Raw genomic sequence first — 15421 nt, 5'->3', positions numbered from 1 at the left:
AAAAGTAGCCCAGAAGCTGGACGGCACCAGCGGGGTATCGGTGACTTACACCGTGAGCCACTGTTTGAATTACATACCTTTGTAGCATGGCATTACGTGAACCTACCATTTCTCCCCTCCCGCCTACTTCGGCCCCGGCACCTCCACAACTCACGGCGGCCACCAGCCGATTTAATGTGTTTGAGCGGGGGCAGTTTTGCCGGCAGCCGGTGAGCTACAGCCGGCGCGACTTCTATAAGATTTCGCTGGTTACAGGCACCGGGCGACTGAGCTACGCCACGCGGGCCATCCTGCTCGACCGGCCGGCCCTGATGTTTTCGAACCCACTGGTGCCGTACTCCTGGGAGCCCATTTCAGCCGAACAGGGCGGCTACTTCTGTTTGTTTACGGAGGGCTTTCTCAGCCCTGACCGCTCGGTGAGTTTACAGGAGTCGCCCTTATTCAAGGTCAACAGTGACCCCGTATACTTCGTGAACGACGAGCAGTTCGGCACCTTCAGCCACCTATTTTGCAAGATGGCGGCCGAGATGGAGTCGGGCTACGTGCACAAGCAGGATTTGCTACGCACCTACGTGCAACTCTTACTACATGAGGCGCTAAAGATGCAGCCGCATACTGCTTATCACCAGCCGCCGAATGCCACGGCCCGTCTCGTGTCCCTGTTTCTGGAACTGCTGGAGCGGCAGTTTCCCATCGACGCGCCGGCCCCCGGCTTACAATTGCGCACGCCCAGCGACTTTGCCAATCAGCTCTCGGTACACGTCAACCACCTCAACCGGGCCGTGCGCGAAACGACCGGCAAAACCACCGGCACCCACCTGGCCGAGCGCGTGGTGACCGAAGCCAAGGCACTACTGTTGCACACCAATTGGGGCACGGCCGAGATTGCCTACGGACTGGGCTTTGAGTATCCGAATTACTTCAACAACTTCTTCAAGAAGCACACTGGCCACGCGCCTACTACCTGGCGCGAGCAAACTACCCTAGCGGCCGGCGAACAGGGCAAGGTGCTGGTAGTAGCGCAATAAACGGTCTCCTGCTCTAACACAAAGCGCTTGTTTGATTTTCTTAGAGATTGGTTTGATTCCTTTAGCGCCGGCGCCTTTAGACAGCCGGACCTTTGTCGAGCCGCGTCGGCCTAAGCCGACGCGGGCACTTTGCACGCTACAAAAGGAAACCGAATCAACCCATCAAGATGCAGGCAGTCACGTTAAATAATGGGGTACAGATGCCCTTGTTGGGCTTCGGGGTATTTCAGGTGCCCGACCCGGCCGAGTGCGAGCGCAGCGTGCTGGAGGCCCTGCGCGTGGGCTACCGCTTGCTCGACACGGCGGCGGCGTACCTGAACGAGGAAGCCGTGGGCAGCGCCATCCGCCAGAGTGGGGTGCCGCGCGAGGAGTTGTTCGTAACTACCAAGCTCTGGGTGCAGGATGCGAGCTACGAGGGAGCCAAGGCGGCTTTCGAGACGTCGCGGCGCAAGCTCGGGCTCGACTACCTCGACCTCTACCTCATTCACCAGCCCTTCGGCGACGTGTACGGGGCCTGGCGGGCGATGGAAGAGTTGTACCACGCCGGTAAAATCCGGGCCATCGGGATTAGCAACTTCCAGCCCGACCGGGTGATGGACTTCCTGGTACACCAGCAGGTGAAGCCGGCTGTGAATCAGATTGAGACGCACCCCTTTCACCAGCAAGTAGATACGCAACAGTTCTTGCAGGACAACGGCGTGCAGATTGAAGCCTGGGGGCCGTTTGCGGAGGGCAAGAACGACTTGTTTCACAACGAGGTACTGGCCGGCGTGGCGGCTAAGTATCAGCGCAGCATCGCGCAGGTAGTGCTGCGCTGGCTCACGCAACGCGGGGTAGTAGCCATCCCGAAATCGGTGCGGCCCGAGCGCATGGCCGAGAACTTCCGCATTTTTGACTTCGAGCTGAACGCCGAGGACATGCAGACCATCGCCACGCTCGACAGCAAAACCAGCGCCTTTTTTGACCACCGCGACCCCAACGTGGTAAAATGGATTGGCGAGCGCAAAATTCACGACTAGCCCCCGGCTACGTAAATCAGGTGCGGCAGCAGTAACCACCTGGCGTCGCTGCTGCCGCACTTTTTACCCCCTTTTTAAAATATGGAAAAGCGTCAATTAGGCACCAGTGGCCTCGAAGTATCGGCCCTGGGTTTGGGCTGCATGGGGCTGAGCTTCGGCCTCGGCCCCGTCACTCCTCCCGCCGAAGCGGTGAAACTCATTCGGGCGGCCTTCGACCGGGGCGTTACGTTCTTCGACACGGCCGAGGCCTACGGCGAGCTCAACGAGATGCTGGTGGGCCAGGCGCTAGCCTCGGTGCGCGACCAGGTGGTGATTGCCACCAAGTTTGGCTTTAAGGAAGGCAACGCCCAGCTCGGGGTAGACAGCCGGCCCGAGCGCATCCGGCTCGTTATCGAGCAGTCGCTGCGGCGAATGAAGACCGACTACATCGACCTGTTTTACCAGCACCGCGTGGACCCCAACGTGCCAATGGAAGACGTAGCCGGCACGGTGAAGGAACTCATCGCCGAAGGCAAGGTGCGGCATTTCGGCCTTTCCGAAGCGGGCGTGCCGAGCATCCGTAAGGCGCACGCCGTGCAGCCGGTGGCGGCTTTACAGAGCGAATACTCGCTGTGGTGGCGCGAGCCGGAACAGGAAATCCTGCCCACGCTGGCGGAACTGGGCATCGGCTTCGTGCCGTTCAGCCCGCTGGGCAAAGGCTTTTTGACGGGCAAGATTGACGAGAACACCCAGTTCGACAAGTCGGATTTTCGCAATAGCGTGCCGCGCTTTTCGCCCGAGGCCCGCAAGAATAACCAGGCGCTGGTGGACCTGCTGGGTCGTATCGCGCAGCAGAAGCAGGCTACGCCCGCCCAGATTGCCCTGGCCTGGCTGCTGGCCCAAAAGCCCTGGATTGCGCCCATCCCCGGCACCTCCAAGCTGCACCGGCTGGAAGAAAACCTGGGTGGGGCCAGCCTTAAGCTGTCGGCCGATGACCTGCGCGAAATCGAGGACGCGGCGGCCCAGATTACCATTGAGGGCGCGCGCTACCCCGCCGCCCTGCAGCAGTTGGTGGGCCGCTAGGCCCTGCTTTCGCGCTGTGGCTTAATTTGTTGTTTCATCCCTTCCCGCTAACCTTTTCCCGCTGACTGCCATGCCTGACCAGCTTTCTTCTCCTGTCGGCTTGCCGCCGGGCGACGACTCGCGCCGCACCTTCATGAAGCAGGCCGGGGGTCTGCTGGGCTTCACGCTCACGGCCCCGCTGGCCGGCCGGGCCGAGCGCCTGACGGCCTACTCCACAGTGCTGGAAGGGCCTAGCCCGGTCAGCCTGCGCATCAATGGCCAGGCCCGGGCGCTGCACCTGGAGCCGCGCACCACGCTGCTCGACGCTCTGCGCGAGTACCTCGACCTGACGGGCACCAAGAAGGGCTGCGACCACGGCCAGTGCGGGGCCTGCACCGTGCACGTGGATGGCCGCCGCATCAACAGCTGCCTCACGCTGGCCGTGATGAGCCAGGGCAAGGACATCACCACCATCGAGGGGCTAGCGAAGGGCGACGCGCTGCACCCCATGCAGGAAGCGTTTTTGAAGCACGACGGCTTTCAGTGCGGCTACTGCACGCCGGGCCAGATTATGAGCGGCGTGGCCTGCGTGCGGGAAGACCACGCCACCACCGACGACCAGGCCCGCGAGTGGATGAGCGGCAACCTCTGCCGCTGCGGAGCTTACCCTAATATTCTGGCTGCCGTGCGCGAGGTGGCCGGCCGACTCACTAAAGGCTAGCCCGATGAACAATTTCAGCTACACCCAGGCGGCTACGACCAAGGAAGCCACCGGCCGGCACAAGGACACGCCACTGGCGGCTTACCTGGCGGGCGGTACTACGCTGCTGGACTTGATGAAGGCAAATTTGGATGAGCATCCGCAGCTCATTGACATCAACCCGCTGCCGCTCAGCAGTATTGAGCAGACGAAAGACGGGCTGCGCATCGGGGCGCTGGCCCGCATGAGCGACGTGGGCGAGCACCCGCTGGTGGTGCAGGGCTACCCGGCCGTGTCGCAGTCGCTGCTACTGGCCGCCTCGCCGCAGCTGCGCAACATGGCCAGCATCGGGGGCAATATGCTGCAACGCACGCGCTGCGGCTACTTCCGCGATGCGGCTTTTCCGTGCAACAAGCGCGTGCCCGGTTCGGGCTGCCCTGCCCTGGTGGGCGACAACCACAACCTGGCCATCCTGGGTGTGAGCGAAAGCTGCATTGCCACGGCCTACCCCGGCGATTTGGCGGTAGCCCTGGCTGCCTTCGATGCCGTGCTGGAGCCCGGCGAGCTCATTGTGGCCGTCACGATTCCGGCCGCCGCGCACGCCCAGCGCTCGGCCTACCTCAAGGTGCGCGAACGCAGCAGCTACGCCTACGCGCTGGCCTCGGCCGCCGTGGGGCTGGAGGTGCAGGCGAGTACCATTCGTGCGGCCCGCGTGGCGCTGGGCGGGGTGGGCGCGCAGCCCTGGCGCTCGCGCGAGGCGGAGAAAGTGCTGACCGGCCAGCCGGCCACCGAGGCTACTTTTCGGGCCGCCGCTACCGCCGCGCTCAAAGGCGCGCAGCCCCGCAAAGACAACGCCTACAAGGTGGAGCTGGCGCAGAACACGTTGGTGCGTGCGTTGCAGCAAGTGGCCGGCTAGGGTCTTCTCACTAATTCAACAAGCAGGTAGTATGGAACTGGAATCGCAATTTTCCGACACCAACCCCAACGCCGGCGTGGTGGGCCAGCCGCTAAGCCGCGTCGATGGCTTGGCCAAAGTGACCGGCCGGGCCAAGTACTCAGCCGAGTACAACCAGCTGCCGGGCCTGGTGCACGCCGTGCTCAAAACCAGCGACGTGGCTAAGGGGCGCGTGACCCGCATCGACACGAGCGCGGCCCAACGGCTGCCGGGCGTGCTGGCCATTCTCACCCACGAGAACCTGCCGAAGCTGGCCAAGACGCCCAACAAGCCTGAGGACCGGCGGTCGTTTGCCTCGTCGCCGATGAGCTTTTTTCCGATGGAGTCAAACCAGGTGTTCTACGCCGGGCAGCCAGTGGCTGTGGTAGTGGCCGACACCCTGGAGCACGCCCAGTACGCCGCCGCGCAGCTCCAGGTCACGATTGTGCCCGAGGTGCCCGTGTCGTCGTACCAGGCCCAGAACGCGGAGCTGTACGTGCCCAAGGCAATACGAGGCTACTCGCCTGGCGTTACGAAGCGAGGCGAGGCGCAGGCGGCCTTTGCCAGCGCCCCGGTGCAGCTCACGGCCACCTACACCCACGCCGCCACCCACCACAACCCGATGGAGCCGGGGGCCACCACCGCCCACTGGGATGCACCCGACCGCCTCACCGTGTACGACACCACGCAGGGTGTATCGGAAACGCAGAAGACCCTGGCCGCCATGCTAGGCCTGACCACCGAGCAGGTGCGGGTTATCACGAAGTACCTCGGCGGCGGCTTCGGCTGCAAGGCCTGGGTGTGGCCCCACGTGGTGCTGGCCCCGCTCGCGGCCAAGGCGGTGGGCCGGCCGGTGAAGCTGGTGCTCACGCGGCCCCAGCAGTTTACGGGCATGGGCTTTCGGGAAGAGCAGGAACAAACGCTGCGCCTCGGAGCCACCCGCGAAGGCAAGCTGCTGGCCCTCATTCACGAGAAAACTTCGACTACCTCACCCTGGGAAGACTGGGCCGAAACCAACGGCCGCATCATCAACATGCTCTACGACTCGCCCACCTTTGAGGGCACGTACCGCATGGCCCACGCCAACGTGATGACGCCCACCTCGACCCGCGCCCCCGGCGACATGCCCGGCTCCTTCGCCATCGAGTGCTCGATGGACGACCTGGCGGCCCACCTCAACCTCGACCCCATCCAGGTGCGTCTACTCAACTACGCCGACCGCGACCCCACCAACGGCCACCCCTGGAGCAGCAAAAGCCTAAAGGAATGCTACCAGCGCGGGGCCGAGCTGTTTGGCTGGAGCCAGCGCAACCCCAAAAACGGCCAGACCCGCGCCGGCAAGCACTTGGTGGGCTACGGCATGGCCTCAGCCAGCTACCCCGTGCACAGCAGCCAGGGCAACGCCCGCGTGCGCCTCTACGCCGACGGCCATGCCATGGTGCAGGCCGGCGCCACTGATCTGGGCACCGGTACCTACACCATCATCACCCAGGTCGCGGCCGACTCGCTGGGCCTCGACCCGCAGAACGTGCGCTGCGAGTTGGGCGACACCATCCTGCCTACCACGCAGTGGTCAGGCGGCTCCACGGCGGCAGGGCGGGTATCGTCGTCGGTGTACCTAGCCGCGCAGGAAGTCTGGCAGAAGCTCATCAAGCTGGCGGTGGCCGATAAGCAGTCGCCCCTCTACCGCGCCGCCCCCGCCGAGGTAGTGATGAAGCAAGGGCGCTTGCAGCTGAAAGCCAACCCGGCCAAGGGTGAAGCTTTTGGCGAGGTGATGAAGCGCGCCAACCTGAGCGATGTGGAAGGCAGCGCCCTGGGCCGCTACGGGGCCGGCTACGAAGCCCCGCAGGCCACGGCCAACGCCAGTATGAACAAGAAGGAAGAAGCCACCGAACACTCCATGCACGCCTTCGGGGCGCACTTCTGCGAAGTGCACGTGGACCCCGAACTAGGCACGGTGCGCGTCACACGCTGGGTCAGCGTGATGAGCGCCGGCCGCATCCTCTACCCCAAAACGGCCCGCTCGCAGGTTATTGGCGGCAGCATCTTCGGCATCGGCGCAGCCCTCATAGAGGCATCGGTGCGCGACCCGCACCTGGCCCGCTACACCAATGCCAACCTAGCCGACTACCACGTACCCGTCAACGCCGACATCCCGGCCATGACGGTAGAGTTCATCGACGAGCACGACCCCTATGTGAACGCCATGGGCGTGAAGGGCATCGGCGAGATTTCCATCGTGGGTGTGACCGCCGCGGTGGCCAACGTTGTGTTCCACGCTACTGGCAAGCGCCTACGCTCATTGCCCATGACGCCAGCTGCAGTACTGGAGGCCATACGGCAATCAGCATAAAAGTGGAAAGCCCACAATCTGACTTATAAGGTGTTAGGAATTGGTAGTAACGCAAAAGAAAACGAGCCAGTAAGCAGCGCGCGGAGTTCTTAGAAGCTGTTTAAGTTAGTAGGTTTGGGGGATGCAGCAAAAGGGGTATAGCTCAGACCTTACGGCCCGCCAATGGCAGCGGATTGCGCCGCTGTTTGTCGTGCAGCGCACCAGCAAGTGGCCCTTGCAAGCCATCGTCAACGGCATTTTCTACGTGTTAAAGAACGGGTGCGTGTGGCGGGATGTCCCCGCAGACCTGCCACCTTGGGCGACGGTGTACTACTCCTTCACCAAATGGAGCGCCGACGGCACCTGGGAACGGGTCAGTGGCTGCCTGAGCATCGCGGCACGGGAACGGGCAAAAAAAACGCCCAACCGACGGCGGCTATCCTCGCCAGTCAACGCGGGAAGAATACGGCCACCAGCACGGCGCGGGTGGGCTACGATGCGGGCAAACGCCTCAAAGGCCGCAAACGCTTTTTTCTGGTCGATACGCTGGGCAACCTGCTGGCCAGCTGCGTAGTAGCGGCGAGCTGCCCCGATGGAGCCACGGCCGCTCGGCTGTGGGAGGCGCTGACCGTGGGCAGCGAAGTGCTCGACCAGGTGCAAATCGTGTTCGTGGACGGGGGCTTCGGCAAGCGCTTTCGCCAGCACCTGGCCCGGCGTGGCGTGCAGGCGCAGGTACCAACGGGGGTGTTGGCCCAGAAAGGCCGTTTCTGCATTCAGGCCAAGCGCTGGGTGGTCGAGCGCAGCATTGCCTGGGCCGGCAACAACCGGCGGCTGGCCAAAGACTATAAACGCAAAACCCAGCACGCCAATGCCTGGCTCTACGTGGCCAATATCCGCCGACTTGCCCGGTTAACTTAAACAGCCTCTTAGGCTCCGGCCCGCCTTATGGTTGACTATCATCAACCCCTTCCTGACTCGCAGTGGTAGGGTATCGCCGCGCTGCTACCTATCCAACGCAAACGCCGCCATTATCTGCGCTTAGCCGTTGACGCACTGCGCACTATCTGTCGCACAGGCTGCCAGTGGCGTTGTCTACACGGCAATTTTCCGCCCTGGTCGGCTGTATACTACTACTTCCGCCGCTGGCAGCTTAGCGAGCGGTGGCCGTGCTTGACGGATGCCGTTAACTAAGCCGACCGGGTGGCGGCCGGCCCGCTGCTCCTTCGCTCCTCTGCCTCGACAGCCAAAGCGTGCGGCGCGCCCCGCACATCTTTGAACACCGGAGTCTGGATGGAGGCAAGCACGTCATTGGCCGTAAACACCAGATTATTAACGATGTGAAGGGTCACATCCTGGCTTGCCGGGTGCACGCGGCCAATCAAAGACGCTTCGCCCGGCACGTGGCCAAGCTCGGCTTTACGCACCCAGTGGGCAGTCGGCCACCTGGCACCTGGGGCTTTGTACCGGTGGCCAAGCGCTGGGTCGTGGAACGCGCTTTTGCTTGGCTCACCGGCTTCCGCCGCTTAGCCATCTACTACAAATTTACCCCGCCGATACGCGCCTGATTGGCCCGCTCGGCTCGGGCCGCTTAGCCATCTACTACAAATTTACCCCGCGTTCTCCTGAAACCTGGCTACTCATTGCCCACTTGACCTTGTGCCTCAACCGCTTGGATACTACCTGATTTCCTAACACCCTTTTAGCTGTCGACTAGCAGGAGGCCACAAGTAATTTAGTTTCTAATAGCCAATAAATTATTTATTGAGCGAGCGCATAAAAGGACTTCATATGGAAATAACTTCCTAATCAAAACCCCCTCCTTCGTTTTGCAGAAGCAGGGGGTTTTGAGCGTTGATACGGTGGGCTTATTTATTCTGCCTTCACGCGGCCGGGACGCTGTTTGGGGGTGCCATCCTTCTTGCGGCCGTAGGGGGCTTCTGCGTCAGTTTCAGCAGCCGCCCGCGCTTTGCGACCCTTGGAAACGTAGTTATCTTCAAGGAGTTTTTCCATTTCATCGAAAACGGCGCGAACCTTTTTGAATTGCTTTTGCAAGTCGCCTATCAGTGCTTCATTCTGTTCGGCTTTGTTCAGCAGCGTTTGAAGTTGGGTGAGGTCTAATGCCATTTTTAAAAGCGTTTGTAAGTAGAAAATAATCTTCCTGCAAAGCTACTGCAAATTATTTACTTCGAAAGCTTTTATAAAGGACCGTGGGGACCTGAACTTTTACACCTGTTTTATGTAACGACGATAATCTTGCTAATCCACGCAGTCTAATTAGGATAGCACCAAAAACAAAAGATGCAGCAGGCTTGTGATGCTCCGGGTGTACCACACCATTCGTATATCATTTTTAGGAAGCGGAGCAAATAATACGCTCTATTCTCAAGATTTATTTTTTTATATTTCAACACGGCAGCCTTTACTCAATCGCGCATTCTTTTACTTTTCACTGCTGGTCGTTAATTACGGCACCACTACACGAGCTAGCGGCCTTGCAGTGGAAGTAGTGAGCGGTAGTGGCTAGCCCGCGACATCGTTGCCTGCAGTAAATAAGGATGATGACGTACTGGCTGTTTTACGCGACCAAAGATGGTAATTTTGCTACGCATACCTTTTGCTTTACGAGGTTCCCCGATACTTTGCGTAGCGCAACTCTGGGCGACGTTAATCAGGATGGGTATCCAACTAGTTGTATCGGCGACACATAAAAAGCGATGGCGAAATTTATGGCCTGCTTACGTAACAAAACGACACGTTTACTTCGATTCTTTCTTATTGAACAGAAAAACCTCAGCACCTATTCGTATTGCACTCGGCGCAATTAAGGCAAATACCTGTTCAGAATTTAAATACGGCCTGAATAATACCGGTAGTAATGATTTCTCAGGCGTACTCTTAAGCAGTGGGGCGAGGCGCTCGGAGAAATTATTGCGCAAAACAGTAAAGAATCATCTGCCTCGGCAAAAAGTTACTTCCAGACTGCTTTCCGCTGGGTACTGGCTTGGCTTTGCTGAGCCGGCAGCTCGCACCGTACACTGCCCCCGAATTTGCTCTAATTATTGGTTTTAGTTCGATTGCCTTCGCACCAGCACCGTGTGCAGAAGTAACGGCCTTACTACTTTTGGGGATGATTCATATTGCCTATATGAGCCGCGCGGTGCGTCCGCTTTCTGACCAGGAACTCCAGGCCCTCCTCGAGCAGTGCCGCCGCGACAACGCCCGCCACCAGGTTACCGGGATTCTCTTTTACAGCCACGGCAATATTGCCCAGCTCATTGAAGGCTCTCCCGAAGTGCTGGAGCCTCTCTTTGAGCGTATTGCCCGCGATGGCCGCCACTCCAACGTTCGTAAGCTCGTGCAACGGCCCATTGCCGCCCGCAGTTTTGCGCAGTGGTCAATGGCTTTTCACCCGCTGGAACCGGCGGGCTTTGAGGCGCTGGAAGGGTTTCTACTGCCCCACCGCGTGCCCCCGCCCCCCAGCACCCTCACGATTGCCGATGCGCTGCTGGTAGACCTCGTGCGGCTAGCTGTATTCGGCAACGAACCCGCGGCTGCCCCGGTGGAGCAGCCGGTGCGCTAGCCTGCCCCCGGCTGGCGAAAGGCCAACTGCTCGCCCCCGCGATGCGTACCTTCGTTTCACGCTATGCCTGAGCAGCACTTACACTCTATTCTGCGGCGCATTCCAGCCGGGGTTGCTACTCTACATGGAGCTGAGCTACGCTTCAGTTTCGTCAATGCCGCCATGCGGGCAGTGTTGGGCCCGCAGGCGCAGGAAGGGCAGCTGCTGGCCGCGTGTGCCAGCCAGCTCCCGGCCGATTTGCACGAAGTTATCCAGCAGGTCTACCAGTCAGGGCAGCCTTTCATTACCAAGGCCTACGGCTTGCCAGCCCCGCCCAATGCGGGCCAACAGACCGTTGTGCGGTACTACGACCTAGCCCTGGAGCCGGTGCAGGAGGCCGGAAAAGCCATCAGCGGGCTGCTCTTATTTGCGGTAGATGTGACGGCGCAGGAAGAGGCGCGGCAGCAGGCACACCACCTTGCCCTGGAAACGCGGCGCCTGGATGCCCGGCTGCGGGTGCTCACCGAAACAGTGCCCCAAATCACGTTTAGCGTCGATGCCCAGGGCCACTACGAATACGTGAGCCCGCAGTGGTACTACTTCACGGGCCAGCCGCCCATTGCGGCTGTCGACGCCATCTGGCCCCTCCTTATTCATCCCGACGACCGCCTGCGCATCCTTTACCAGGCCGAGCAGGCCCGGCGCACCGGCACGGGCTGGAGCTACGAGTACCGCCTGCGGCGGCACGACGGCCAGTACCGCTGGATGCTGAGCCGCGCCTTGCCCGAATTGCACGCGCCGAACGAGCCCGTTTTCTGGCACGGCGCGCTCACCGAGGTGCACGACCAGCGGGAGCTGGCCGAGGCCCTGCGCCGCGGAGAGGCGGAACTACGCTTTCTGGCCGACAGTATTCCCGAGCTTATCTGGACTGCTACCACGGAAGGCTTTATTGACTACTATAACCGCTATACTACCGACTATTCGGGCCTGACGCTGGATGAGCTGGGGCCGACCGGCTGGGTGAGCCTGCTACACCCGGAGGAGCAGGCCGAAGCCGCCCGCTACTGGGTGCAGAGCATTGCCAGCGGGCAAACGTTTGAGGGCGAGTACCGGATGCGGCGGCACGATGGTCTTTATCGCTGGCACATCATTCGGGCGCGGCAGCTGGTCGATGAGCGGGGCCTGCGCTGGTTTGGCACCTGCACCGACGTGCAAGACCAGCACCTGCTGCACCAGGCGCTGCAAACCCAGTACGATGAACTGGCCCGCGCCCACCACGACCTGGACACTTTCGTGTATGCGGCCTCGCACGATTTGCGGCAGCCGGCGCTGAACCTGCGGGGGCTGTTTGAGGAGTTGCGCCGCACGGCTAGCTTCGCCGACCCCGACGAAGCTTACCTGCTGGCCATGGTAGACGATGCCCTGGGCCAGCTCGACACCACCTTGCAGGACCTGGCCGCTACCGTGCGCTCGCAGCGCGCCCAGCAGGAGCCGGCCGAGATACTAGACCTGGCCCTGATTCTGGAAGAGGTAGTGCTCGGCCTGCGTCCCCAGGCGCAGCTGCGCCAGGCCCAGTTTGAGGTGCTGGTAGACGAGGCACCGGGCCTGCTCTACAGCCGCGCCAATCTGCGCTCGGTGGTGCACAATCTGGTAAGCAACGCCCTCAAATTTGCGCATCCTGACCGCCAGCCCCGCATTCGCCTGCGCAGCTACCTCACGGCCGAAGGCCAGCCCGTACTGGAGGTGCAGGATAACGGCCTGGGCATGGACCTAGCCAACCCGCAAGCGCCCGTCTTTCAGCTTTTTGTGCGGCAGCACCCTACTATTGAGGGCACGGGTGTCGGCCTCTACCTCGTGCAGCGCATTGTAACCAGTCAGGGAGGCCACCTGGAAGTGAGCAGCACCGTAGGCGAAGGCACTACTTTCACTATTTACTGGACCCAGCCGGCTTAACCAGCGGCGGGAGGTCAGACTGAAGGGTATACGGCAGGCGGGCCGGGCGGCTGGTAACGTTGTCGAGAACGTTTGCGAAGATAAATACTCCCGCACCCCTCCTTCTTACGAGGCCGCCGCTACTTTACACTCGCTAGCTGCTTTTCTTCGCGGTGCCACGGGGCCGTATCTTGCTGCCAGGCTTTGGCAATAGCCTGTTTGGCGCGCCAAGCCTCATTGCCTGTCTCATCACTTTCCCATTCCCACCCATGTCCACAGAAACTACTCCCCGGCGTCTATTTCTTAAGCAAACGGCCCTGGCCGGCGCGGGCGTCATGCTCTCGCGGGTAGCCTGGTCGGCTAGCAGCTACAAACGCATACTCGGCGCCAACGACCGGGTGCGCGTGGGCGTGGTAGGCTTTTCGGACCGCCACCGGGGCTCGCACATTCCGTGTTTTATGAACCACTACAAGGAGCTGAACTTTGAAGTAGTGGGCGTGTCGGACATCTGGAAAAAGCGCCGCGACGAAGGCGCGGCTATCTGGAAAGAGAAGATGCAGCGCGACGTGGTAGCCTACCGCAACAACGAGGAGATGTACGAGAAGAAGGTGGTGGATGCCGTTTTTGTGAGCACCGCCGACTTTCAGCACGCGCTGCACGCCATCGAGGCCGTGCAGGCCGGCTGCGACGTGTACTGCGAAAAGCCCTTTGCCGAAACCATGGCCGATAACCGGGCCGCCCTCAAGGCCATCAAGGCCTCGAAGCAGATTGTGCAAATCGGCTCGCAGCGGCGCAGCGGGGCTAACTACCTGGCCGCCGAGCAGTTCATCAAATCGGGCAAGTTTGGCCCCCTCAAAATGGTGGAGCTGACCTGGAACGTGAACCAGCCCGGCCGCTGGCGCCGCCCCGACCTCGTGCCCCAGCTCAAGGAGGCCGACACCGACTGGAAGCGCTACCTGATGAACCGCCCCGCCGAAGCCTTCGACGCGCGCAAGTACCTGGAATTTCGCTTGTTCTGGCCCTACTCGTCGGGCCTGCCGGGGCAGTGGATGAGCCACCAGATTGATACCGTGCACTGGTTTACGGGCCTCCCCCACCCGCGCAGCGTGGTGGCCAACGGCGGCATTTATATGTGGAAAGACGGCCGCAAGAACTGGGATACCATGACGGCGGTCTTCGACTACGGCCCGCTGGATGACCTGGCCAATGGCTTCCAGGTCACGTTTGGCTCGCGCATGGACAATGGCGACGAGCACCCAGCCGAAATCTACTACTCCAACGGCGGCGAGCTGAACCTGAACACCAACACCGTCTCGCCGCGCGGCGGCCTGACCCAAAAATTCGCGGCCGACATGAAAATGCCGGCGTTTTTGCTGCCCGAAACCAGCCTGACCCAGTCCACCGAGGCGGTAGCCGTTTCGGCTAATACGGGTGGCGACATGCTGACTTCCAATCACATCCGCAACTGGATGGAGTGCGTGCGCAGCCGCAAGCAGCCCCACGCCCCGGTCGAGGCCGGCTACAGTCACTCCATTGCCACCATCATGACCAATGCCGCCGTGCACACGGGCATGAAGGCTACCTTCGACGAGAAAACCCAGGAGGTGATGGTGGGCGGTAAAGTGTTTAAATACTAACGGGCTAGCCACGATTTTGATGAAAATTCTCGCAGTAACCGGCGCCGCCTTGCTGGTAGGGCTAGCCAGCTTCTCGACGGCCCGCGCCCAGCAAGCCGAGGCCGTGCGCGTGGTGAAAGACGCCAGGCACAAGAAAGTCGACGTGTTTGTGGGTCAGCAGCTGTTCACTACGTTTCTTTACCCCGACTCGCTCGAAAAGCCGGTGCTCTACCCGCTGCGTGCCGCCAACGGCACCATCGTCACGCGGGGCTTTCCGCTGAACCCAAAACCCGGCGACCCTATCGACCACCCGCACCACATCGGCCTGTGGTTCAACTACGAGAACGTAAACGGCCTGGACTTTTGGAACAACTCCTACGCCATTCCGCCAGCAAAGAAAAAGGACTACGGCTGGATTAAAACCGACCGTATCGTGGCTACCAGCAGCGGGCCCACCGGCGGGCTGGCCTACCACGCCAACTGGACCAACCAGCAAAACCAGGTGCTGCTGGAAGAAACCACGCGCTTCGAGTTTAGCGGCACGGCGCGGGCCCGCACCATTGACCGCGTGACGACGCTCAAAGCCGTGCAGGCCGTCACCTTTACCGATGCCAAAGACGGCCTGCTGGGCCTGCGGCTAGCCCACGAGCTGCAAATGCCCAACGACCAGGACCAGAAGTTTACGGACAGCAAAGGCATCGTGACGGTGGTAAAAGGGGGTACCGACCGCGTGCCCACCGGCACCTACCTCACCAGCGCCGGCAAGCGCGGCAATGATGCCTGGAGCACCCGCGGCACCTGGTGCAAAGCCTACGGCAAGCTGGGCGCCGACTCGGTGAGCGTGGCCATCATCGACCACCCGCAGAACCCGAACTACCCTACTTTCTGGCACGCACGGGGCTACGGCCTGTTTGCGGCTAACCCGCTGGGCGAAAAGATTTTCACTAATGGCAAGTCGGCCAAAAACCTCCGGCTTAAGCCGGGCGAGGCCGTGACGTTTCGCTACCGCATCCTGCTCGACGAGGGGGCAAGTACCTTGTCGGCCAGGCAGCTGAATGCGGCAGCTGCCGACTTCGCGAAGAAAAGCTGGGCCGCCAGCAAGTAAGCTAGCCCGCTATGCGCTGGCGGCCGAAGCACTGATGCCGCCCTGCGCAACCTGACTTTCGAAAGTATATGGCCTCTTGTGACGCGGCCCGGCCTAAGGCTCGGCCGGGAGAGCCGGACCGGTTTTGGCCGAGCGCCACTTCATAACGTGGTACA

General features: G+C 61.3%; 14 protein-coding genes and 1 pseudogene. 13 read left to right on the top strand and 2 right to left on the bottom strand.

Annotation, left to right across the window (positions count from 1 at the left end; all coding sequences use genetic code 11):
- Nucleotides 1–86: 86 nt before the first annotated feature.
- From GKZ68_RS03885 to GKZ68_RS22570, 9 genes and pseudogenes are all read left to right on the top strand, one after another.
- Nucleotides 87–1028 carry an AraC family transcriptional regulator gene (locus GKZ68_RS03885; RefSeq protein ID WP_173110894.1) on the top strand — a complete coding sequence of 314 codons (942 nt, stop codon included), beginning with the start codon at nt 87–89 and terminating at the stop codon, nt 1026–1028.
- 167 nt (nt 1029–1195) lie between these two features.
- Nucleotides 1196–2047 carry an aldo/keto reductase gene (locus tag GKZ68_RS03880; RefSeq protein ID WP_173110892.1) on the top strand — a complete coding sequence of 284 codons (852 nt, stop codon included), beginning with the start codon at nt 1196–1198 and terminating at the stop codon, nt 2045–2047.
- Nucleotides 2048–2128: 81 nt separating this feature from the next.
- Complete coding sequence (locus GKZ68_RS03875; RefSeq protein WP_173110890.1) at nt 2129–3109, top strand: aldo/keto reductase; 981 nt, start codon at nt 2129–2131, stop codon at nt 3107–3109.
- A gap of 70 nt (nt 3110–3179) precedes the next feature.
- Nucleotides 3180–3809, top strand: coding sequence for a (2Fe-2S)-binding protein (locus tag GKZ68_RS03870; protein ID WP_173110888.1), 630 nt, complete (start codon nt 3180–3182; stop codon nt 3807–3809).
- Between the two features lie 4 nt (nt 3810–3813).
- Entirely contained in the window at nt 3814–4704 is an 891-nt protein-coding gene (locus GKZ68_RS03865) for a xanthine dehydrogenase family protein subunit M (RefSeq protein ID WP_173110886.1), read from the top strand.
- A 31-nt stretch (nt 4705–4735) separates the two neighbouring features.
- A complete protein-coding gene (locus tag GKZ68_RS03860) occupies nt 4736–7075 on the top strand; it encodes a xanthine dehydrogenase family protein molybdopterin-binding subunit (protein ID WP_173110884.1) in 2340 nt (779 codons plus the stop codon).
- Nucleotides 7076–7196: 121 nt separating this feature from the next.
- A pseudogene (locus tag GKZ68_RS22575) lies at nt 7197–7370 on the top strand (transposase); the annotation flags it as partial.
- A 29-nt stretch (nt 7371–7399) separates the two neighbouring features.
- Complete coding sequence (locus GKZ68_RS03850) at nt 7400–7972, top strand: transposase (RefSeq protein ID WP_254244148.1); 573 nt, start codon at nt 7400–7402, stop codon at nt 7970–7972.
- A gap of 72 nt (nt 7973–8044) precedes the next feature.
- Nucleotides 8045–8245 carry a transposase gene (locus GKZ68_RS22570; protein WP_173118156.1) on the top strand — a complete coding sequence of 67 codons (201 nt, stop codon included), beginning with the start codon at nt 8045–8047 and terminating at the stop codon, nt 8243–8245.
- Here the strand turns inward: GKZ68_RS22570 and GKZ68_RS03840 are convergent.
- Both GKZ68_RS03840 and GKZ68_RS03835 read right to left on the bottom strand, forming a co-directional pair.
- The gene (locus GKZ68_RS03840) at nt 8242–8403 is read right to left on the bottom strand and encodes a hypothetical protein (RefSeq protein ID WP_173110878.1); all 162 of its coding nucleotides are present in this window, start codon (nt 8401–8403) and stop codon (nt 8242–8244) included. The genes GKZ68_RS22570 and GKZ68_RS03840 overlap by 4 nt on opposite strands.
- 520 nt (nt 8404–8923) lie before the next feature.
- Complete coding sequence (locus tag GKZ68_RS03835; protein ID WP_173110877.1) at nt 8924–9178, bottom strand: hypothetical protein; 255 nt, start codon at nt 9176–9178, stop codon at nt 8924–8926.
- A 1003-nt stretch (nt 9179–10181) separates the two neighbouring features.
- Here GKZ68_RS03835 and GKZ68_RS03830 point away from each other — a divergent pair.
- The 4 genes from GKZ68_RS03830 (at nt 10182) to GKZ68_RS03815 (ending at nt 15266) form a co-directional block, all read left to right on the top strand.
- Nucleotides 10182–10634: a BLUF domain-containing protein gene (locus tag GKZ68_RS03830; protein ID WP_173110875.1), complete on the top strand. Its 453-nt coding sequence runs from the start codon at nt 10182–10184 to the stop codon at nt 10632–10634.
- A gap of 162 nt (nt 10635–10796) precedes the next feature.
- Nucleotides 10797–12566 carry a PAS domain-containing protein gene (locus GKZ68_RS03825; RefSeq protein WP_367949200.1) on the top strand — a complete coding sequence of 590 codons (1770 nt, stop codon included), beginning with the start codon at nt 10797–10799 and terminating at the stop codon, nt 12564–12566.
- Nucleotides 12567–12814: 248 nt separating this feature from the next.
- On the top strand, nt 12815–14182 hold the full coding sequence (locus GKZ68_RS03820) for a Gfo/Idh/MocA family protein (protein WP_173110871.1): 1368 nt from the start codon (nt 12815–12817) through the stop codon (nt 14180–14182).
- A gap of 19 nt (nt 14183–14201) precedes the next feature.
- Entirely contained in the window at nt 14202–15266 is a 1065-nt protein-coding gene (locus GKZ68_RS03815; RefSeq protein WP_173110869.1) for a PmoA family protein, read from the top strand.
- Nucleotides 15267–15421 lie beyond the last annotated feature (155 nt).

The sequence above is a fragment of the Hymenobacter sp. BRD128 genome (assembly GCF_013256625.1).
Classification (GTDB): Bacteria; Bacteroidota; Bacteroidia; order Cytophagales; family Hymenobacteraceae; genus Hymenobacter.
Note: the sequence above shows the minus strand (reverse complement) of the source record. Positions and strands in the feature narration are given on the sequence as shown.